A 21,257-nucleotide genomic window follows, 5' to 3' on the forward strand; every position below is an offset into this window, starting at 1 on the left:
CCCGGCATACAGTCCTGGCTCATAGCCCCATAAACCACCCACACCCTCCAACACTAGGGAGAACAAATGCGCATCTACCCGACCTTCTTCAACATCTTCTTCAAGGGCATGGACCCCGAGAAGGCACACCACGTCGGCTTCTGGGGCGTTCAGACCCTGCGCAATGTCGGCATCACCCGCGCGTTGCGCAAGTACTTCCAGCCTGCACCGGAACTGGCAACCACCGTCATGGGCATTACTTTCCCCTCGCCGTTTGGTCTGGCTGCTGGCTTCGATAAGGGCGGTAAGGGTATTGCCGCGCTGGCTGGTATCGGCTTCGGCCACGTCGAGATCGGTACTATTACCGGTCAGGCGCAGCCCGGCAACCCCCAGCCGCGCCTCTTCCGCCTCGTGGAAGATAAGGCGGTCATCAACCGTATGGGCTTCAACAACGACGGTGCCGCAGCGGCAGGTCCGCGTGTTGCTGCTGCCCGCGCAGACCTCGAAACCGAATACCGCGGCGCCGTACGCCCGGTCATCGGCGTGAACATCGGCAAGACCAAGGTCGTTGAGCTTGAGAACGCTATCGAGGACTACCTGATTTCTACCCGCACCCTGGCACCGCAGGCAGACTACCTGGTCGTCAACGTTTCTTCCCCGAACACCCCCGGCCTGCGCACCCTGCAGGCTATCGAGTCGCTGCGCCCGCTGCTTGCCGCAGTGCGTGAAGAGGCAGACCGCGTATGCCCCAACCGCCACGTACCGCTGACCGTGAAGATCGCACCCGACCTGGTCGATGAGGACGTGATCGAGGTGGCAGCCCTCGCTAAGGAGCTGAAGCTGGACGGCATCATCGCCACCAACACCACCATCGCCCGCGACGGCCTGGGTCTGACCAGCGACATGACCAAGGTCAAGGAAATTGGTGCAGGCGGCCTCTCCGGTGCGCCGCTGAAGCCCCGCTCCCTCGAGGTGCTGCGACTGCTCAAGCGCGAAATCGGCGACGACCTGGCCATCATCTCCGTCGGCGGCGTGACCACCGCTGAGGATGTGCAGGAGCGCCTGGACGCTGGCGCCGACCTGGTGCAGGGCTACACCGCGTTCCTGTATGAGGGTCCGCTCTGGGCGGCACACATTAACCGTGGCCTGGTGAAGCTGCGCCGCGCTCGCCGCTAGAAGGTTTGCAGGCGGGGGCGTTATGCTTCCCGGCGCGCTGACTTGGCGTGTTGACTCTGCGTGCTGAAAGGGGGCACCGTTCTCTACCCTAGGGGGTGGAGGCGGTGCCCCTTTTTTTGCGTGCCCTCTCAACGTGTAAGGGGTGGTTGTGCTGGTATCTGAGGGAGGGGGGCTGAATTTTTACCTGAGATTCTGTTAGCGTTTTGTGTGTTGTGGATTGCACCCTGACCTGGAGCGATAGTACTATCAGAGTGGTGCAGCACCGACGATTGCACCACTCACGATAATCCAAAGGAGAATAAAAGTGACAGCTACCGAAGTGACAGCTACCGAAGTGACAGCTACCGAAGTGACAGCTACCGAAGTGACAGCTACCGAAGTGACAGCTACCGAAGTGACAGCTACCGAAGTGACAGCTACCGAACGATATGAAAAAAGTACTTTACTAAAGAGCGCTGTTAATCAAATTATTGATAAATTTAAAATTACTGAATCAAATGAAGATAAATTATTTGAATATTTTACAGGATATCTACTGTCTGCCATGCATAGCATAGATAACCGGCTGGATCCAATAAGTGTTCATAGTGGGGGAGGGGATGATCAAGGAGTAGATGCAATATCAATTATTGTCAATGGAGTTGTAGTAAATGATGAAATTGATGTCCGTAGTTTAAAATACAGTGACGATGAATTTGATGTAAAGTATATTTTTGTTCAGGCAAAAAATATTCTTGATAACAAAAATTTTATTGCAAATTTCGCGTCATTTACATCGGGAATAGATGCCATTCTTAATGAAGATGAAAAGCATCTAGATAAGTTTTCTCAGCGGATTCAAAAATTCATTGAATTGAAGAATATGGTTGAGGAAATTCTAAAGCCAAAAAATAAGCCCAAAATATATGCATACTATGTTTCTGCGGCGGATAGCTTCACTGATGATACTGTGGATAAGAGGGCTCTTCCTAGGTATGAATCTGCTAAGAAGGTGTTACGTAATATTCATAGTTGTGAGTATGGCGAATCTAAAATAATTGATGGTGAACATCTTCTGTCTATATATAGAAAAGTAACACAAGATAAAAAGAGTACAAAGTTCAAATATGATGGACTTTATCAAGTGTCAACCGGAGGTGGGGGAGTTGATGAAGTTTATATTGGTTACCTTCCATTAGGTGAGTATCTAAAGATAATCCATGACGATGAGGATAACATTAATATTAATGTTTTCCACAAGAATGTGCGTAGCTTCCAAGGAAACACAAATGTCAATTCATCAATTAAAGAAGCCTTGGATTCTGACAGTGGAAGGCGGAACTTCTTTGCAAAAAATAATGGTGTTACAGTTACTGCGAATCGAGCAGAAGTGAATAAGGATGAGGGTCTCATGTCCATATATGATTATAATATTGTTAATGGATGCCAAACTAGCTATATATTAAGTGACTACTACCGTGCCGCATTGGATGAAAAGAAGAAAATTGAAGATAGTGTTCCGCTGGATGCTCGAGGAAAAACAGACTCTCAATTATTTGAAATGTTTTGCAATAATGAGATTAGTGGCGACAAATATAAAAAATATAAGAAGGCTAATGACGCATGTCTGAAAGAAATTAATGCCATATTAAAAGAAATTGAAGATATTAAGGAATTGATTCATGTACCTTTGAGGATTGTAGTTAGTGAAGATGATGAATTAGTTCTTGATATTGTTAGATCAACTAATACCCAAAATCCAGTTAAGGCTATCCAGTTTGAGTCAAGAGGGGAATTCCATAAAAACCTGGAAGAGTATTTTAAGGGAATTAGTGCCGGCAAGCTTCTTTATGAGAGTCTATCTGGTGAGTCTAGGCACTACGCTCCTAATACTAAATATGTTGATGCAAATATTCTGTTAAAGTCATTCAGTTCTGTGTACCTTAAAGTTCCACATATGGCAGCTCGTAACTTTGGGCGCCTAACGACAAGTAAAATTAATCAGATTGATTCAATTGATAAACATCGAGACATATTTTCGGAATATCATAATAGGGCGGCATATTTTTTGGTTGCAAAGATGTATGTTGATCTAATTGGTTATGTAAAGCCAGAAAATATTCCCAGTAGGGAGGAGCGTGGCAAGCATGAAAGATATCTGTGGCATATCATATATGCTATGTTTATCGAACTGATTGAGTTAATGCCTCCAAGTTATAAGAAAAAGTATTTGCCCAAAGAAAAGAAGGAAGAAGAAAAGAAGGAAGAAGAAAAGAAGGAAGAAGAAAAGAAGGAAGAAGAAAAGAAGGAAGAAGAAAAGAAGGAAGAGAAGAATAAGTTGAAAAATATAGCTGAACGTCGAAATTCGAAGGATGCTAGAGAGATTCTAGATATGTATCTAGATATGTATCAGGAGCAGAATTTTAAGGACTTGTACGAGAGGTCGTACAGGAGATTTAATAGGGCATTGCAAGAATTTAAAGAAAATAATAAAGATATTGAGAATAATGAAATCAATAAGAATAGTGGTCTTGTGAACTATATCTCTAAAAAATAAGTATTGTGGAAGGGGTCTCGATGTTTGAACCGGAAAATCGAGACCCCTATATTTTTCCATTAACATTAGTTTTAAATTAAGCATTTAAATGGATGATGTGTATTAATAAGGAAATTATTCAATTGCTGACAGTGCACCCTGGTGTGAGGATGGGGAAACCTATGCTTGGCGTGTTTATCGTGATTGGCATTATGCGATGTACGTTCAGCCGGATGGTAGTTGGGAAACCCGGGAAAATAGCGAGCAAAATAACAATATGTGGGATTTTAAGTTGCGTCATAATGGCGAGCGATGGTTGATTGAATCAACCACCAAAGTGAAGTCCTCGTAATCTTTCCACAAGATAGAAAGCCACACACCCAGAGGGTAAGAACAATGACAGGTTCCCAGCGCGCGCTCGCGCATAATGGAGATAAGTGGGAGACCATGCACTACAACGATGTGGAGGACTAACCATGAACCCCAACACGCTGAACCGCCGCTCAATGCTGACCGGCGGCACACTCATCAGCCTCAGCACCCTCCTCGCCGCCTGCGCCCCACACGACATCACAACTGCAGGAGACGGATCCACCGCATCCGGCGCAGCCGCGGCCAACAGTAGCCCAAGCAGTAGCGCCGGCAACAATGCCGGTAGCGGCGAATACCGCAAAGCAGACGCCAAAGGCCCCGCCCAAAACGTCCCCAAGCCCAACGCGCCCGACGACGGCTACCGTGCAAAGACCGCCGACGGCCTCCTCAAAACCATGGACGCCTGGAACCAGTGGATTAACTACGGCGTCCAAACCGGCGACTACAGCAAAGCACGCGAATTCCTCTCTACCTCAAACGACGGAGAACTCAAAATCTACAAGGAAATAGAAGCGCTCTACCAGCGCGGCGGATGGGTCATCGACGGCATCGAATACTTCAAACCCGCCGGCATACCCAGGACTGACGACCATCAAACCTACTACTTGGAAACCCTCCACGAATGGGACAAACACACCGAGGTGGAACCCGACGGCCGCCAAGAAACCTGGAGCAGCGACAAGGAAGAAGAAATCTACACGTTCGCCCTCGAACACCGCGACGGTAAATGGCAGATTCTCTACTCTCGAATCGAAGCCTAGTCGTACCGGTATCCAGCCGCGACATATATGTCCAGAAGCCACATGTGTTTCGAAAAGCCACCAAAGAAGTGGCTTCTCGAAACACATGTGGCTTCTCGCGTATGGAGGATTAGCGGGCATAAAAAATAGGGGAGAGGCCCGAGAATACTCAGGACCTCTCCCCACACCCAACAAGCGCAACCCCCAGAGCCACAGAGCCACCAGGGAGCCACACTACAGGGCACAAACGACTTAGTGCGGGTACTCGCCGTACTTCACCATCGGAACCGGGCGGCGCATACGACGCGGAACCATCACACGGTTATACGTATACATACCGGAACGAGGCTCCATCTCGCCGAACTTCGCAATTACCTTCTTCTTCAGGCCACGCCACAGAATCCAGGAATCACCAATCCACAGCAGCAGCAGACCCCAAAGGACGTACGTAGTAATACGCTGGAAACCATCCGCAGCCTCAGCAGAACCAAAGAAACCGGGGATAAACAGGGTAAAAATAAAGAACGCCAGCATGACAAACAACATGACGTCACCAATATTGCGGCGCGCATCAATGTAGTCACGGATATAACGGCGCTGCGAACCACGGTCCACGGCGGGCAGGTAACGCTGATCGCCACCCATCAACGCATCATTCTGACGCTCACGAGCCTTCGCCATTGCCTCACGTTCACGAGCCTTCGCCTCCTTACGGTCATTAACAACCAGAGGCTGACGACGAGCCGCCTGCTGCTCCTTACGCGAAGGAGTAGGACGGCCCTTCTTCGGGGTGAACTTCGGATTAACCGGAGCCTGAGGCTCCTCTACAACCTGCGGCTGAACAGCTTCCGCTTCAGCCTTCTCTTTCTTACGACCAAACACCCTCCCATCATACCCGAACGGCACACACCAAACCCGCCCCCACAAGCCCACACCAGCAACTGAAACAACCCCAACCACCCGGCGGCGGCGGGTAAGGTAGGGGTAAGGTAGAAACATGACTACTGAATTCACCCACCACAGCGCCCTACGCGACGCTATCACCAAAAACTTCGAAGCAACCCTTCAGACCCTCACCGAGCTCGTCGCCATCCCCTCCATCGCCTGGGAATCGCACGACCTCACCCAGGTAGACCGCAGCGCCGAGGCAGTCGCCGCGCTCGCAACCAAGGCAGGCTTCAACAACGTACGCATCGAACGCGCTACCTACACCACCGCCGACGGCACCGAAAAGCAGGGCATGCCCGCCGTCATCGCCTCCCGCCCCGCCGCAGAAGGCTACCCGACCATCCTGCTCTACGCCCACCACGACGTGCAGCCCGCCGGCAACCTCGACCTGTGGGACACCGAACCCTTCGTCGCAACCCGCAAGGGCGACCGCCTATACGGCCGCGGCGCAGCAGACGACAAGGCAGGAATCCTCGTGCACCTCGCCGCGCTCGCAGCCCTCAACGAAACTCTCGGTGAGGACTTCAAGCTCGGCGTGAAGCTCTTCATTGAAGGCGAAGAAGAAGCAGGCTCACCCTCCTTCGTCTCTTTCCTCAACACCTACCGTGAGGAACTGTCCGCCGACTACATCGTGGTCGCAGACTCCGCCAACTGGCGTGCCGGCGTACCCGCACTGACCACCAGCCTGCGCGGCGTCGCATCCGGCGACATCGAGGTACGCGTTGGCAGCCACGCCATCCACTCCGGCATGTTCGGCGGCCCCATGCTCGATGCCCACACCCTCATGGCGCAGCTACTCGCCACCCTGCACGACGCCACCGGTGCCGTAGCCGTCGAAGGCCTGCACCGCGCCCCCGAACCCGAACTCGAATACGCCGAAGCAGACTTCCGCAACGACTCCGGCATCCTCGACACCGTACCCCTGGCAGGCACCGGATCCGTTGCCTCCCGCCTGTGGACCCAGCCGGCAATCTCCGTCATCGGCATGGACATCCCCTCCATCGCAACCTCCTCCAACACCCTCGCCGTCGTATCCCGCGCACGCATCAGCACCCGCCTAGCGCCCGGCGACAACCCCGAAAACGCACACCGCGCACTCGCCGAACACATCAAGGCACACGCACCCCACGGCGCCCAGGCGAACTACACCGCCGTAGACTCCGGCATGCCCTTCGCCACCGAAGTCGACGCAGACGGCGCACAAACCGCCCTCGACGCAATGCGCGCCGCATGGGACGTCGAACCCGTACAGACCGGCATGGGCGGATCCATCCCGTTCATCTCCGACCTGAAGGACCTCTTCCCCCAGGCACAGATCCTCGTCACCGGCGTAGAAGACCCCGACACCCGCGCACACAGCGCCAACGAGTCCCTCTACATCCCGGACTTCAAGAACGCAATCCTCGCGGAAGCGCTACTGCTCAGCGCACTCGGTGCTCGCTAGGAACATCCACAAAAAGTGGGGGAGAAGGGTCACAAACCCCAACCCCCACTTTTTCGGTATCCTAGAAGCAGAATTACATGTCAAGCCCCCACACCAACACTCACGCCCCCGGCGAACTATGCACACCCTAGGTTGTACATCAAACACTTGGGCGCGTATCGTGAAGGCTAAAACGCCCACACGCACCCACACGCGGCGCACACGGGCAACCAACAAAACAAAAGGACAACACCAATGAGTGAAACCACCACCGAACTGCCGACCCACGGCGTCAACCTCACCGAAGTAGCACAGACCAAGGTCCGCACCCTCCTCGAACAGGAAGGCCGCACCGACCTGCGCCTGCGCATCGCCGTCCAGCCCGGCGGCTGCTCCGGCCTCATCTACCAGCTCTACTTCGACGAGCGCGTCCTCGACGGCGACGCAGTCCGCAACTTCGACGGCGTAGAAGTCATCGTCGACAAGATGAGCGCACCCTACCTCGACGGCTCCACCATCGACTTCGAAGACACCATCGAAAAGCAGGGCTTCTCCATCGACAACCCCAACGCAGCAGGCTCCTGCGCATGCGGTGACTCCTTCCACTAAACCGAAGGCACCCACCATACGCCACTAAAGCGCAACACGCCTAACAAACCCCCGTCTCGCATACTGCACCCAACCATGCAGATACGCGGCGGGGGTTTTACACTTAACACATGACTACGCACGAAATCACCTGGAAATACATCCTCAACCAGCTCGTCAAACACCAAAACCTCACCGACACCGAAGTCGCCTGGGCAATGGACCACATCATGACCGGCCAAACCGAACAGCCGATTCTCGCATCCTTCCTCACCGCCCTCCACTCCAAAGGCGAAACCCCCGAAGAACTCGGCGCACTCGCAGCCGGCATGATCGCCAAAGCCGAAACCGTCGACATCAACCCCCACGCCGTAGACATCGTCGGCACCGGCGGCGACCAACAAAACACCGTCAACATCTCCACCATGGCAGCCCTCGTCATCGCAGGCACCGGCGCCACCGTCGTCAAACACGGCAACCGCGCCTCCACCTCCAAATCCGGCTCCGCAGACGTCCTCGAAGCCCTCGGAATCCGCCTCGACATGCCCATTTCCGCAGTCGCCGAATGCGCTCGCGAGACTGGCATCACGTTCCTATTTGCGATGACTTTCCACCCGGCAATGCGCCACGTGGGCCCGACCCGCCGCCTGCTGGGCATTCCGACCGCGTTCAACTACCTGGGCCCCATGACGAACCCGGCTCGCGTGAAGTCCTCGGCTATCGGCGTTGCTAACCCGGTCATGGCTGAGAAGATGGCTCACGTCTTTGCGGAGCGCGGCGATCACGCCCTGATTTTCCGCGGTGATGACGGCCTGGACGAGCTGACCATCGCGACTACGAGCCGCCTGTGGGAGGCTGTCGACGGCGAACTGACCGAGTACCGTTTTGACCCGACCGAGTATGGTCTGCAGAATGCACCGCTGGAGCAGCTGCGAGGCGGCGACGCCGAGTACAACGCGGGCATTTTCCGTGCAATTTTGGCGGGGGAGGGCGAGTCCCCGAAGAGCCCGCTGCGCGCCATTCACGACGCTGTGGTGATGAACGCTGCGGCTGGCCTGGTCGCGTACCGCCCGGTCAACGGGGAGAGCTTTGAGACCCGTTTCACCCAGGCTTTGGCTGATGCGCGCGAATCTATTGCATCCGGCGCAGCGGAGCGTGTGCTCAACGCATGGGTAGAGTTCAGCGAAAAGCACGCAGAATAAAGAAGCGCAGTAGCTGATGATAGGCACCCGAGATGGGGCGCACCGAATGGTGTGAGCTCGTCTCGGGTGCTTGTCGTTTAACGGGAGGCGCTGAGGGACATATTGAGGAGCCCGAAGGTTCGGAACATTTGAGCGCGTAGCTTGCGGGTCGCGGAAGCTGAGGTGCATGAAGCTGAAAGCACCGGTGAGTAGCCGGTGGGGTAGTGAAAAATAGGTCTACTTTACATAATGTATATTATCGGCTTTTTAGGGAGGTCTAGAATGAACCAAAGATTCCCCGTATCTAAATAAAGTCTTAACAGTTCATGTATTAACCTCACTCGGTCACCAGAACTGTCGCCAGCACTCAATCCACCTGAAATAATGGATATACCCCGCATCACGAAGGTGTCGTCGCCTCGTGTGCAGATCCAACATCAACCACGCCGGTTGATGTACACCAAAGGAGAAAACTCGTGGATTGGCTCTTTGAGACACCCTGGACACTCTGGGTTGCACTCGCCCTCGTTTTCGCCGTCATAGAAATGCTCAGCCTCGACCTGTTCTTTCTCATGCTGGCGATTAGCGCAGGCATCACCGCAGCAATATCGCCCTTCGTGGATAACATGCTGATTCGAACCGTTATTTTCGTGGTGATCTGCCTGATTCTGGTTCTTGGTCTGCGCCCGCCGCTGCTGAAAAAGCTCAATAAATCAGCCACCGGAGCTGTCACTAATGCTGAAGCACTCGTTGGCGCTGAGGTGTGCGTCACTCAAGATGTGACTAGTGAAACCGGTTTAGTTGTACTAGCTGGCGACACCTGGACGGCGCGCACCGCATCCGGAACGCTCGTAGCAGGATCACACGCGAGGGTACGAGCCATTGAGGGTGCTACCGCAATCGTAGAGCCTCTCCCCCATGACTAAGACCAACAAACTAAGACCCATCTGAATACCGGCTCCAAAAGCCACTTCAGATACCCCGAAAACACACCATATAACTCACCGATAAGGAGAAACAATGCCTATCAGCCTTATTCTGACGGTCCTACTCATCCTCTTCGTGCTGACGATGCTCGCAAAGACCGTGCGCGTCATCCCGCAGGGACGAGCCGGCATCGTCGAACGACTGGGTAAGTTCCACGCCGTTCTCAAGCCCGGCCTGCACATCGTCATCCCCGTGATTGACCGCGTGCTGCCCCTCATCGACCTGCGTGAACAGGTCGTTTCCTTCCCCTCGCAGTCCGTGATTACCGAAGATAACCTCGTGGTCGGCATCGACACCGTTGTGTACTTCCAGGTCACCGACCCCCAGGCTGCAACCTACGAAATCACCAACTACATTCGCGCCGTGGACGAGCTGACCAGCGCAACCCTGCGTAACGTCGTCGGTGGCCTGAACCTGGAGCAGACTCTCACCTCCCGCGACCAGATCAACGCGGAGCTGCGAGGCGTACTCGACTCCACCACCGGCCGCTGGGGCCTGCGCGTCTCCCGCGTGGACATCAAGGAAATCCAGCCCCCGGTATCCATCCAGGACTCCATGGAGAAGCAGATGCGTGCAGAGCGTGACCGCCGCGCCGCAATCCTCACCGCAGAAGGCCAGAAGCAGTCCGACATTCTGACCGCAGAAGGTGAATCCCGCGCCGCAATCCTGCGTGCAGAGGGTGAAAAGCAGGCGCAAATCCTTCGTGCAGAAGGTGACGCACAGTCCGCAATCCTGCGCGCAAACGGTGAAGCCGAAGCCGTGCAGAAGGTCTTCGCAGCAATCCACGAATCCAACCCCAGCCAGCAGCTACTCACCTACCAGTACCTGCAGACCCTGCCCAAGCTCGCCGAAGGCGACGCCAACAAGCTCTGGTTCATCCCGACCGAACTCGGCGATGCACTGCGCGGCCTGGGCAACGCATTCGGCACCCTGCCCGCATCCGACCTTGCGGACGCACCGAAGAAGCCCGCAGCAGAGGCACCCAAGAGCGCACCGCAGGCACCCGGAAGCTACGGCATCAACGGCTAAACGCGAAATCTACGCATAAAAAGGCGTGAATCACCAAAAATCACGCCGAATAAATACCACCACGTTGGGCGGGTGGAGACTATTACCGATATAATGGATGTTTTGTAAACGTTCGAGGGAATAGCTCTCCCCCGCCCAACGTTATGCCTAAAGCGCCAAAGAGCGCACCCGACGACACTGGAGGAAAAATGAGCGATCGTAGCCTGCGCGGTATGCGCCTGGGTTCCCAGTCGATGGAAACCGAATCGAACGTACAGCCCGCGCCCCGCCAGCGCGTCGAATACCGTACCGCAGACGGTGACCGCGTTTTCGTGACCTTCGCGGCAGAAGCAGAAATCCCCTCTGTCTGGACCGCAAAGTCCGGCAAGGAAGCATACCTCGTCAACGGCGACTCCACCGCAGACGCTGAAGAAGAGAAGCCCGCACGTACCCACTGGGATATGCTCATGGAACGCCGCAGCATCGAAGAGTTGGAAAAGACTCTGGAAGACCGCCTGGAATACTACCGCAAGCACTACGCGCTCTAAAAGCACCGTAGAAACGCTGTAGAAGCCCGCGCTGTAAGAAGGCCCGCTAAGCGCCACTCGTGCTCTTAGCGGGCTTTCCTTTGTTGTGGTGCTGGCTTCCGTCGGTACGTGAGCCGAAAGAGCGCTACAGAAAGCGAAAAGACCGGGGCAGATACTTTTACGTATCTGCCCCGGTCTTTCGTATAAGTCTCAGAACAAGGGACGATTACTTACCCAGAGCCTTCTTCAGCTTCTGAATGCGGTTAGCCATACCCCAGCGGGTCACCTTAGACATGGAGTCAAAGATAATGTTGCCGTCCATCTTCGAAGCGCCAATCTCACGCTCAACGAAGGTAATCGGAACCTCAACAATATTCAGGCCAGCCTGCTCAGAACGCCACGCCAGATCAACCTGGAACACGTAGCCCTTCGAGTCAATACCGTCCAGGTTCAGACGCTGCAGGGCCTCACGACGGTACGCGCGGAAACCAGCGGTAATGTCCTTGATGGAGGTGCCCAGCACCATACGGGTGTACAGGTTAGCGCCGCGAGAGAGAACCTGGCGGTGAGCCGGCCAGTTCTTGGTCTTGCCGCCGGGAACGTAACGCGAACCAATAGCCAGGTCAGCGCCTGCCTCCACGGCACGAACCAGAGAAGGAAGCTGCTCAGGCTGGTGCGAGCAGTCAGCATCCATCTCAATCAGAATGTCGTAGCCTGCCTCAAGGCCCCAATCAAAGCCAGCGAGGTACGCGCCACCCAGGCCGTCCTTAACGGTGCGGTGCAGAACGTGAATCTGGGAATCCTTAGCAGACAGCTCATCAGCAATCTGGCCGGTGCCGTCGGGGCTGTTATCATCCACCACGAGAATGTCCACCTCGGGAGCTGCCTTGCGAAGACGCTCTACCACGATGGGCAGGTTCTCCTTCTCGTTATACGTCGGGATGACAGTTAGAACGCGCATATTACTCCCTCACAGGTACATATAAAACAGGCAGTGTAGGTATCCAGTATACCGGGTAAACATGCGGGCAACTGAATCATCGGGGGCTTCCACGGCCCTAAAACCGCCTAAAAAGGTGTTGATAAGCTAAAAAATTAGTTATTTTCAGTGTAAATAGATTCCAGAATGGGCAGAGGCGAATCCTCATCCAGCACCGGAAGCAGCGGAATGCGAGCGCGGGGGTCGGTGCTCCACGATGCTACGCGGGAGTCGGGTGCCTGGACCATGAGGGCTTCTACGCGCCACTGTGCTACGAATGCGGGGGTGTCGGGTGCGAACTGGCCGGTGAAGGGGTTTTCTTCGTGGGCTAGGCGGTATACGCCGCGGGTGAGGGCGGCGAAGGCGCTGCGTGCGGAGATGCCGTGTTCGTCGTTGACGAGTTCGCGGATGAGGGGCCAGGCGCCGGGTGCGTAGAGTTGGGTGTCGGAGCCGAGGGCGATGGAGGTGCCGGTTGCGTTTGCGCGGCGTGCGACTGAGGCGACGGTTTCGCGTGCTTCTCCCCCGGCATGTGCGAGGAGTGCTTGGACGGTGTCGTTGGTGGCTTCGTCTTCTTCGGGTTCGCAGACGCTTAGGCCGAGGTTGATGCGTGCTTCTGCCAGCTGGGTGAGGTGTTCGTCGGTGATGGGGTCCTGCGGGGTGCTGATTGCTGCGTCGAGGCGGATGGAGAGCCAGGGGCGGCTCTCGCGTACGGCGAGCGCGGCGTTGGCCGCGGTGGTGAAGCTGGTGGATGCGTCGATGGAGAGCAGGAGTGCTGCGTCTTCGGCTACCTGTGCTGCTGCGGGTGCCTCGGTGGGTGCGACAAAGATGCCGACTAGCTGCAGGCCCTTGATGGCGCGTTCGCCTTCGGTGAGGGGGCGTAGCGCCTTGATGGCGCTGATGAGTTCGTCGGTTTCTACGCCGGTGGCGTTGAGGATGAGGCGGATGTCGGGTACGCCGTGTTCGGCGCTGTAGTAGCTGAGTGCGGAGACGAGGTCGGGTACGTCTTCCATGCCGGCGAGTAGGGTGTGGGTGTGGTAGCCGGCTGCGCGGTATGTCTGCAGGTAGTCGAGGATTTCGGGTGCTTCTTTGCCTGCTACCGGTGCTAGTGCGCGTGCAAAGGTGGGGGTTAGTAGGGCGCCGTCGAGTTCGGTGATGGTGGCTGATTCGTCGGCAATTGAACGTGCCCCGGAGTCGGAACCAACCCAGCGGACGAAGCCGTCTTCGACGAGCATTGCGGTTGCGTACGGGTCGACCGGGCTGTACACGCTACCATCTACAAAAATACGGGTAGACATTAGATTCCTTTCACCTTTGAGGCGCGCCGAAAGCGCACACGGGGCGGGCACTTCAATTGTGCTCGCGTAGCTCAACTGAGCGTCTCTTTCGAGTATAGAAGCACCCCCGCTGCCTGTGGTAGTTCGTTCGTCCTTAGATGAGGCGGAACTTAGATGATGCAGAACAATGCACAGTCGCGGGGGTGGTGGCCCGAGCTGGTCGAGCAGGGTGTAGCACTTTGTGGAGGTGCGGGTTAGACGTCGAGCGCGACTACGCCGCGGCGTACCGCCTCGATTGCCTCTTCACAGCGGGCGCGGATGACCGGGTCCAGCGAGCGGATGTGCGCGATCTGGTCCAGGGCGTCCAGTACCTGCTTTGCCCAGCGTACGAAGTCGCCAGCGGCTAGGCCGGTGTCCTCGATTGCCTTTGCGAGGTGTGCGCCGTTCGCCCAGGCGTACATGGGTTCGACCAGGCCGAAGTCGCATGCCGGGGTCGGGTTGACCTTGAACTGTTCCTCGGCTGCGTTCAGGTCGGTGAGGCGCTGCGTAATCGTTGCGATGGGTGCGCGCAGGGACGGGTGCGGGTAGTGAGCCAGGTATTCTACGGCGTCGCGCTTGCCCTGGTAGGTTAGTGCGGCGACGGTTGCCGCGATGGCGGCGGGTTCCAGTCCGTCGAGGAAGTGCGCGTCTAGGCACAGGGCGGTCAGTAGGTCGCGCTCGCCGTAGATGCGGCGCAGCGCCTGGCCGCCGGTGGTTAGCGATAGTTCGTTATCCTCGGTGCGTTCGACGTAGCCGTAGCTTTCCAGCAGACGCGCAATGCGGTTGAAGACCTGCGCGATTGTGTTGGTGCGGCGGGCAATCTGGCGGCGCAACCCTTCGGTTTCAGAGTTGAGCTTCTGCCAGCGCTCAGCCCAACGCATGTGGTTTGCGCGGTCGGAGCAGCCGTGGCACGGGTGGTTACGCAGCTGGGCCTGCAGAGCCTCCAGCTGCGCGTCAATGCTGTTCTGACGAGCCGGGATGTTCTGCTGTGCGAGCGCACGCGGGGCGCGGCCGTCGTAGAGTGCCTGGCGCATGCGGCTTGCGGTGTCGCGGCGTTCCTTGGCGGTTTTGAGGCTTAGGCGCTTGGGGATTTTGATGCGTGAGACCGGTTCGACGGCGCCTTCGAAATCGCGGGTTGAGGCGGTGCGCTGGTGCGCGTCCTCGGTGACGATGCCGATGCGCGGGTCGGCGTGCGAGTCGGAGCGGGTGATGACGACTGCGTAGCCGCGGGAGCGGCCGTGCGGAATGTAGATGATGTCGCCGGGCAACAGCTGCTGGATGCTGTGGTGTGCCTGCGCGCGTGCGTGACGTTCGTTGCTCTTGGACGCCTTCTTTTCCAGTTCGGCGATCTGGCGGCTGAGCTGGACGTATTCGGTGAAGTCGCCCAGGTGGCATGCCATGGCTTCGCGGTAGCCTTCTAGAGCGCTTTCGTTTTTGCGTACGCGGGAGGCGACGCCCACGACCGACTTGTCTGCCTGGAACTGCGCGAAGGAGGATTCCAGGATTTTGCGGGTGCGTTCGGCGCCGTAGGAGGCGATGAGGTTTGCCGCCATGTTGTAGGTGGGGCGGAATGAGGAGTTCAGCGGGTAGGTGCGGGTTGAGGCGAGGGTTGCCACGTGTTCTGGGGACATGCCGGGGCGCCACATGACGACGGCGTGGCCTTCGATGTCGATGCCGCGGCGGCCTGCGCGTCCGGTCAGCTGGGTGTACTCGCCGGGGGTGATGTCTACGTGGGATTCGCCGTTGTATTTGGTGAGCTTTTCCAGGATGACGGTGCGTGCGGGCATGTTGATGCCCAGTGCGAGGGTTTCAGTGGCGAAGACCAGCTTGATTAGGCCCTGGGCGAAGAGGGTTTCGACGACCTCCTTGAATAGGGGCAGCAGGCCGGCGTGGTGTGCGGCGATACCGCGAATCAGGCCGTCACGCCATTCGTAGTAGCCGAGGGTGTTCAGGTCGCGGGTGTCCAGGTGAGCGGTTGCTTCTGCAATGTAGGCGCGGATGGTCTGCTGCTGTTCGGGGGTGGTCAGCGTAATATCGGCGGATACGCAGTGGCTGACCGCGCCGTCGCAACCGGCTCGGGAGAAGATAAAGCAAATGGCGGGCAGCAGGCCCTGCTTGTCGAGGGCGCGCACCATCTCCGGGCGGGTGATGCGCTGCGGACGCAGAGGCTTCTGCTCACCGCGCGCATCAAAGTCCCGGTCGTTACTGAAACAATCATTGCTGAAACGGTCACGACGGTCCGAGCGGCCGCGCTCGCCGCTGCTGAACGTCTCATTCAGCCAGCCTTCACGGCGGTGACGGAAACGTTCACGCTTGCCGCCGTAGCGTCCGCGGCCCGGTGCGGAACGGAAGCCGGGGCGTAGCGCCTTCAGCTGCGGGTTCAGGCGCAGACCGGCAAGCAGAGGGTTGGCGCCCGCCTCCACGGTTGCGCCGCGCTGCTTAGCTTTCTGTGCCTTCTTCGCCTGCTTGCGGGAGAGCTTCTCCTCCGGCTCCTGGTTCTTACCCTGCGCGGAGTTGTCTTCGGGTACGAACAGGTCCACCACGCGGTGACCGACCATCATGTGCTGCCACAGGGGCACCGGACGGTGCTCAGAAACAATAATGTCCGTGCCGCCGCGCACCGTATCCAGCCACGCGCCGAACTCCTCAACGTTCGACACCGTAGCCGACAGAGAAATGACGTTCACGTGCTCGGGAAGGTGAATAATCGCCTCTTCCCACACCGCGCCACGGAAACGGTCCGCCAGGTAGTGCACCTCATCCATCACCACATAGCCCAGGCCGGTCAGCGTGGTCGAGTTGGCGTAGAGCATGTTGCGCAGCACCTCGGTGGTCATCACGACCACGGGTGCTTCCGTGTTGATGCTCGTATCGCCGGTGAGCAGGCCCACGTAGTCCTCGCCGTACGCGCGCACAAAGTCGTGGTACTTCTGGTTGCTCAGCGCCTTAATGGGGGTCGTGTAGAACGCCTTCATGCCGCGGCGCAACGCCAGGTAGATACCGAACTCACCCACAATGGTCTTACCGGCACCCGTAGGCGCGGCAACGAGGACGGAGCGGTCCGCCTCCACAGCGGCACACGCCTGACGCTGAAAATCATCCAGCGGAAAATCAAGGGACGCCTCAAAAGCCCCGAGGGCGGTCTTCGCGTATGCGGCGCGCTCTCGGGATGCGGCGTAGGCGGCAGCGTAGTCGGTGCCGGTCTGCTCGTTAGAAGAGTTAGAAGTGTGTGCGTCGGATGTGTGCTGTGCGTGGTGCTTGCTCATAGTATGTCCAGTGTAACCGCTCGCCCACCGCCCACCTTCCGAAAGCATCCCGGATGGGCACTAATCCGGTACGGGCGAACAGCGAGCGCACCGGCGGCACAGTTTCGGCGCAATTTATGCTCAGTTTCTGCCGGGATGTACCGGCGGGCGTTGTAAAAATTCGTCTGTGCGCCTCTTCGTCTGTGCGCCTCGAGACGCTTTCCGGGGACGCGAAAGGGGCGGGATACAGGTTCTCTGTACCCCGCCCCTTTCGGTTAGGTTGCTCAAAGCGAGCTATTCAATTTAGGAAGTCTTCTCGTCCTCGAAGTAACCCATCTTCGCCAGGTCTTCGGCGCTGGTTGCGGTGTTCAGGCTTGCTTCGTCTGCACCCTGCGCCAGCTTTGCGAGCTTGCGGTCGCGGCGCTTGTCGTTAATCATGCAGATGAGGATTGCTGCGAAGAAGAAGATCAGTAGCGGCGCCATGAGCACGAACATCATCATGATGTCGCTACCGGGTGCAGTCAGCGCTGCAATCACTGCAACGAGCACAACAACCCAGCGCCAAGACTTCAGGATGGTCTTACCGCGGATTAGACCCAGCATGTTAATGCCGACCAGAATCACGGGGATGATGAAGGCGCAAGAGAATGTAACGACGAACTTCAAGATGAAGGAGATGTACACGCCCGCGTCAATGTAGTTACTGTCGTTGAGGGGGGTGAACTTCAGCAGCGCGTAGACCACGCCGGGGAGGGTGAAGTACGAAATGGCGACACCGCAGGCAAACGCGAAAATAGATGCGGTGAGGAAGCCGAAGAGATACCTCTTCTCCTTGGTGTGCAGTGCCGGCAACAGGAATCGCAGCGCCTGGTAGAGCCAGACGGGAGAGGCGATCACCAAGCCGATGTACATACCGACCTTCAGCAGCTGGTCGAAAGGAGATGCGACGCTACCGTAGTTCAGGTTTGCGTTGCGGCCGGTTTCTGCGTTGATCTGCTGCAGGGGCGCAGAGATCATATCGATGAAAGGCTGGTAGAGGAAGACCGTACCGATGATGGCTGCGATGATGGTTGCGATAGCCGCTTTGATGAGGCGGTCGCGGAATTCGCGCAGGTGTTCCTTGAGTTCCATGCGTGCTTCAGGATTGATTTTGCGGTTGCGCACGTCCTGGTCGGGTGTTGCCACGTGGTGTCCTCTGGGTGTCGGTGCCGTGTGTGATTCGGCTGAGGGGGTCTGGTGGGGTGTTTATGGGGTGGTGCCGCAAAACCCGTGCCGGCCGGTGGGCTGGCACGGGTTTGGTGCGTCGGTGGCGGGACCGTTACTTGGTTTCGGTCTTGCCGTCCTTGCCGTTGTCTACGACCTCAGCGGTGACGACCTCTTCGCCGTCCTTCTCGCGGGGGTCCTTCTTGGAATCGTTCTTCAGGCCCTCAACTTCGGTCTTGAAGATGCGCATGGACTGGCCGAGGCTGCGTGCCATGCCGGGCAGCTTGGGTGCGCCGAAGAGCAGGACGATGAGGAGGATAACGACGATGATGGTCGCGGGGTGGCTGAAAATCTGGCCCATGGTGGTGTGCCTTTCTGTTAGAGCAGGTCTCCGATGTTTTGAGGTTGGCCGAGTCGATCTCGTCGGGAGACCCGTCGCTTGATCCGCTCAGACCTGCGTGTCTGCTTACCTTGTTCGTAGTTATTGTATGCCTCGGTGATGGGTGTGAATACCCCGAGGGTGGTGTCTCGCGGGAGTTTTCGGCTTGCGTTCGCTTGCGCTGCGTCGAATTGTCCCTCGATTGACTCGACCCAGGTTACGGTTTCGTCAAGGAGTGTGAAACCGCGAGTGAGTGCTTTGTAGGTGAACCATGCCAAATAGAGGAGCGAGCAGATAATGAGCGCGCCCCATAGCAAAATCCAGAACCACCAAGACATGAGCACCATTATACAAGTTTTAGGTTAATGTTTTGGCCCCTTAGATGGGTTTTTAGGGCGTTTTTGCTTGTGGGTGAAGTTCTATTTTTCTGTGGGCACACCTGCCGGCATACTACTGCGGCTACTCGCGTTGAGGGTTTGCAACTGGTCAAGCAGCGCCGCGCGCAGGTGCGCGGGACCGACCAGTTCGAGGGCACCTCGGTGCGCGATGACGGTATCGAGGATGTTCTTATCGCCGGCACCGTGGGCGTTGTTGTAGTAGTGGATGCGCACGTACTGGGTGCGTGAAGCCTTCTTCACGTGGTGGGTGCTGCGGCGCATGTACGTTGCGGTGAGAGTATCGAGCGGCTCACCGCTGGGAATGTGCTCGGTCGGGTGAATCCGCAACTCAGCGAAGGGGTTGGTCTGAGTGCTGTGCTGCTGCGCGTGCCAATGCGGGACGGTGTCACCGGTGACCGGGTGGGTGCGACCCGCGCCCGCCTCGTGAATGTGGTTGATGCGGCTGAGGCGGAAGTTACGCCAGAAGTTGGGTTCCTTCTCCCCTGCCTCACTGTCGGCAGTCTCGCCGGTGGCCGCGTGAGCAAAAGCCTCGGGTACGTACTCGGGGACTTGCTCACCACGCGCGGCATAGTAGCGTTCCTCAGCGGTACGGCACCACGCATGCAGATACATGTGGTCGCGGTGCAACACCAACGCATACGGGTCCACCAGGCGGTCAGCGGCACGCTCAGAGGTACCGTAACCAATGGTCACGGCGTTGCCGCTACTCAAGGCGGCAGTCGCCTCTTGCAACAGAGGCTCCTCGGGGGCGAAGCACAGGTGCTGCGCATAGACGGGCACGTTCGGGTACGCGGCGGCGAGCGCCGCACGGATACTGCCCAGGCGCGCATCCGCCGGGTGCAGAATATCTGCGGCAGAGAGGGTGAAGACGAGAATGGCGAGCTCAGTGTCGGTAAGGCGCGCGTAGTTCAGTAGCGTGTTCGGGGTGGCGCCGCCAAAGTCCGGCAGCAGGTTAATGTAGGTGGGCTTGAGGGCGTCCGGGTCCTTGGGATCAGAATCGAAGGGAACGGTGTCTACCCGCGCGAAAATCTCGGCAATAGTTTTGCCGAGGGCACGGTTCTTCTCGGTGTCTACGCTGTAGAGGGCGTTGAGCTGATTCAACGGCATGGGCGCCTCATCGTGGGCGCTCGCCCAGCGGTCGGCACGGTGCAGACCCAGGAGCAGGTCAACAAGGTCGTCGAGGGAGTTGTTGCGGTTGCGCTGGTTGATATCCGCCCAGGTGCCGGGATCCTCGACCGCGCCGCTGTGCAGGTCGGTAAGGGTGCGCAACAGCTGCTGCTGGGCGGCGTAGCTGTCACGCTGGCGGGTAGAGGCATCCTCCGATTCCTCGGGCGGCTCGATCACGCAGCTGTAGCTGGTCGCCGCCACAGCGCTATCAATCGTGCCGTACGAGGGCACGGTGAAGGGCTCCGACAGCGTGGAATCGGCGTTGACCTCGGCAACAATCAGGTACTCTTCGTAGCCCTCAATGCCCTCAAGCCAGTTCTTAGCGTTGAACGTCGCGTTGATGGGGGTCGAATCGATACGTGAGAGCATCGTGAGCTTCTGAATACGGCTGGCACGGAACGTGTACTCCTTACGCTCCGAGCTCTCAGTGTAGTAGCCGACAAAATACCAGGTGCCGTAACGGTAACCAATACCGGCAACACTGACCTTTTCCTGCACGCGGGTCGCACCGGCAGCCGTCTGATAGGTGAACGTGACTGTCTTACGCTCCGCATAGGCGGTGAACAGCTCATTCAGGTGCGGGTTATCGCTAAAGTAAATGCGCTGAAGGGGCTCGCGGTAGGTGTACAGGTTCTTCGCGCGCTGACGCTTGCCGGTCTTCGGCTCCAGAATCTTCGCGGCGGCGAGCGCCTCATCGGTGAGGTTCTCGCTGGTCAGCGCAATCTTACGCAGGATGCGGTAGGCGTCATCCTGCAATTCGGTGCCTTCCCAGCCGCGCAGGATGGTGTTGATGAGGCGGAACTCCTCAGCGGTGGGGTTCCAAGCGGGCAGCTTAGCGGCGTCGCTGGGTTCGAGGCGGTAGCGCTCCCCCAGATCCGTGGTCACGTGGGTAATGCGCGCGCCGGCATCACGCAGGGTCTGCTTGGCTCGTTCAAAGGCGCGTTCCTGGGCCTCACTGAGGGAGCCGTTAGCGCGCGTGCTAATGCCGAGCAGGGTCAGTAGCTCGTTGCGGCTGATGCCCTGGGTTCGGGTTGCGGTATCGGGTGCCTCGGCGGCGGTGGCGAGGCGGTGAAGAGTCATGTAAAGCTGAGCTGCGGTGGACATGATTCCATCATACCGTGTGTGTTCC

The 21,257-nt window shown here is 57.4% G+C and carries 16 protein-coding genes; 9 read left to right on the plus strand and 7 right to left on the minus strand.

The window, feature by feature from the left end:
• The first annotated feature begins 66 nt into the window (after window positions 1–66).
• From O3675_RS01015 to O3675_RS01025, 3 genes are all read left to right on the plus strand, one after another.
• Entirely contained in the window at window positions 67–1,155 is a 1,089-nt protein-coding gene (locus tag O3675_RS01015) for a quinone-dependent dihydroorotate dehydrogenase (protein ID WP_049341239.1), read from the plus strand.
• A gap of 304 nt (window positions 1,156–1,459) precedes the next feature.
• Window positions 1,460–3,691: an AIPR family protein gene (locus O3675_RS01020; protein ID WP_371570363.1), complete on the plus strand. Its 2,232-nt coding sequence runs from the start codon at window positions 1,460–1,462 to the stop codon at window positions 3,689–3,691.
• 455 nt (window positions 3,692–4,146) lie between these two features.
• Window positions 4,147–4,803 carry a DUF6318 family protein gene (locus O3675_RS01025; RefSeq protein ID WP_371570366.1) on the plus strand — a complete coding sequence of 219 codons (657 nt, stop codon included), beginning with the start codon at window positions 4,147–4,149 and terminating at the stop codon, window positions 4,801–4,803.
• A gap of 231 nt (window positions 4,804–5,034) precedes the next feature.
• Here O3675_RS01025 and O3675_RS01030 read toward each other — a convergent pair whose 3' ends face one another.
• Complete coding sequence (locus O3675_RS01030; RefSeq protein ID WP_303981741.1) at window positions 5,035–5,664, minus strand: DUF3043 domain-containing protein; 630 nt, start codon at window positions 5,662–5,664, stop codon at window positions 5,035–5,037.
• A gap of 115 nt (window positions 5,665–5,779) precedes the next feature.
• On the opposite strand from O3675_RS01030, the gene O3675_RS01035 reads away from it, so the two are divergent.
• The 6 genes from O3675_RS01035 (at window position 5,780) to O3675_RS01060 (ending at window position 11,465) form a co-directional block, all read left to right on the plus strand.
• Window positions 5,780–7,174 carry a M20/M25/M40 family metallo-hydrolase gene (locus O3675_RS01035; RefSeq protein WP_371570368.1) on the plus strand — a complete coding sequence of 465 codons (1,395 nt, stop codon included), beginning with the start codon at window positions 5,780–5,782 and terminating at the stop codon, window positions 7,172–7,174.
• A 234-nt stretch (window positions 7,175–7,408) separates the two neighbouring features.
• Window positions 7,409–7,762, plus strand: a complete 354-nt coding sequence (locus O3675_RS01040) for an iron-sulfur cluster assembly accessory protein (protein WP_005506039.1) — start codon at window positions 7,409–7,411, stop codon at window positions 7,760–7,762.
• A 110-nt stretch (window positions 7,763–7,872) separates the two neighbouring features.
• On the plus strand, window positions 7,873–8,943 hold the full coding sequence (gene trpD / locus O3675_RS01045; RefSeq protein WP_371570370.1) for an anthranilate phosphoribosyltransferase: 1,071 nt from the start codon (window positions 7,873–7,875) through the stop codon (window positions 8,941–8,943).
• Between the two features lie 455 nt (window positions 8,944–9,398).
• Complete coding sequence (locus O3675_RS01050) at window positions 9,399–9,848, plus strand: NfeD family protein (RefSeq protein ID WP_371570372.1); 450 nt, start codon at window positions 9,399–9,401, stop codon at window positions 9,846–9,848.
• Between the two features lie 94 nt (window positions 9,849–9,942).
• Window positions 9,943–10,938 (plus strand): SPFH domain-containing protein, encoded by a 996-nt coding sequence (locus O3675_RS01055; RefSeq protein ID WP_070688237.1) that lies wholly within the window; start codon window positions 9,943–9,945, stop codon window positions 10,936–10,938.
• A 188-nt stretch (window positions 10,939–11,126) separates the two neighbouring features.
• Complete coding sequence (locus O3675_RS01060) at window positions 11,127–11,465, plus strand: RNA polymerase-binding protein RbpA (RefSeq protein ID WP_005506034.1); 339 nt, start codon at window positions 11,127–11,129, stop codon at window positions 11,463–11,465.
• 205 nt (window positions 11,466–11,670) lie between these two features.
• Here O3675_RS01060 and O3675_RS01065 read toward each other — a convergent pair whose 3' ends face one another.
• From O3675_RS01065 to O3675_RS01090, 6 genes are all read right to left on the minus strand, one after another.
• Window positions 11,671–12,405, minus strand: a complete 735-nt coding sequence (locus O3675_RS01065; RefSeq protein ID WP_371570375.1) for a polyprenol monophosphomannose synthase — start codon at window positions 12,403–12,405, stop codon at window positions 11,671–11,673.
• Window positions 12,406–12,539: 134 nt separating this feature from the next.
• Complete coding sequence (locus tag O3675_RS01070; protein WP_371570378.1) at window positions 12,540–13,718, minus strand: amidohydrolase; 1,179 nt, start codon at window positions 13,716–13,718, stop codon at window positions 12,540–12,542.
• 233 nt (window positions 13,719–13,951) lie between these two features.
• On the minus strand, window positions 13,952–17,002 hold the full coding sequence (locus tag O3675_RS01075) for a DEAD/DEAH box helicase (protein WP_371570380.1): 3,051 nt from the start codon (window positions 17,000–17,002) through the stop codon (window positions 13,952–13,954).
• 282 nt (window positions 17,003–17,284) lie between these two features.
• A complete protein-coding gene (tatC, locus tag O3675_RS01080) occupies window positions 17,285–18,166 on the minus strand; it encodes a twin-arginine translocase subunit TatC (RefSeq protein ID WP_296547020.1) in 882 nt (293 codons plus the stop codon).
• Between the two features lie 133 nt (window positions 18,167–18,299).
• Entirely contained in the window at window positions 18,300–18,545 is a 246-nt protein-coding gene (gene tatA, locus O3675_RS01085) for a Sec-independent protein translocase subunit TatA (RefSeq protein ID WP_005506024.1), read from the minus strand.
• Window positions 18,546–18,982: 437 nt separating this feature from the next.
• Window positions 18,983–21,232 (minus strand): helix-turn-helix transcriptional regulator, encoded by a 2,250-nt coding sequence (locus O3675_RS01090; RefSeq protein WP_371570382.1) that lies wholly within the window; start codon window positions 21,230–21,232, stop codon window positions 18,983–18,985.
• Window positions 21,233–21,257 lie beyond the last annotated feature (25 nt).

The organism is Rothia sp. 27098_8_27, from assembly GCF_041432805.1.
In the GTDB taxonomy this organism is placed as follows: Bacteria; Actinomycetota; Actinomycetes; order Actinomycetales; family Micrococcaceae; genus Rothia; species Rothia mucilaginosa.

What these genes read in the sequence shown, in the direction of transcription:
- O3675_RS01015 (WP_049341239.1), top strand. Translation starts at nt 67, where the DNA reads ATGCGCATCTACCCGACCTTCTTCAACATCTTCTTCAAGGGCATGGAC.
- O3675_RS01025 (WP_371570366.1), top strand. Translation starts at nt 4,147, where the DNA reads ATGAACCCCAACACGCTGAACCGCCGCTCAATGCTGACCGGCGGCACA.
- O3675_RS01035 (WP_371570368.1), top strand. Translation starts at nt 5,780, where the DNA reads ATGACTACTGAATTCACCCACCACAGCGCCCTACGCGACGCTATCACC.
- O3675_RS01040 (WP_005506039.1), top strand. Translation starts at nt 7,409, where the DNA reads ATGAGTGAAACCACCACCGAACTGCCGACCCACGGCGTCAACCTCACC.
- trpD (WP_371570370.1), top strand. Translation starts at nt 7,873, where the DNA reads ATGACTACGCACGAAATCACCTGGAAATACATCCTCAACCAGCTCGTC.
- O3675_RS01055 (WP_070688237.1), top strand. Translation starts at nt 9,943, where the DNA reads ATGCCTATCAGCCTTATTCTGACGGTCCTACTCATCCTCTTCGTGCTG.
- O3675_RS01060 (WP_005506034.1), top strand. Translation starts at nt 11,127, where the DNA reads ATGAGCGATCGTAGCCTGCGCGGTATGCGCCTGGGTTCCCAGTCGATG.
- O3675_RS01065 (WP_371570375.1), bottom strand. Translation starts at nt 12,405, where the DNA reads ATGCGCGTTCTAACTGTCATCCCGACGTATAACGAGAAGGAGAACCTG.
- O3675_RS01070 (WP_371570378.1), bottom strand. Translation starts at nt 13,718, where the DNA reads ATGTCTACCCGTATTTTTGTAGATGGTAGCGTGTACAGCCCGGTCGAC.
- O3675_RS01075 (WP_371570380.1), bottom strand. Translation starts at nt 17,002, where the DNA reads ATGAGCAAGCACCACGCACAGCACACATCCGACGCACACACTTCTAAC.
- tatA (WP_005506024.1), bottom strand. Translation starts at nt 18,545, where the DNA reads ATGGGCCAGATTTTCAGCCACCCCGCGACCATCATCGTCGTTATCCTC.
- O3675_RS01090 (WP_371570382.1), bottom strand. Translation starts at nt 21,232, where the DNA reads ATGTCCACCGCAGCTCAGCTTTACATGACTCTTCACCGCCTCGCCACC.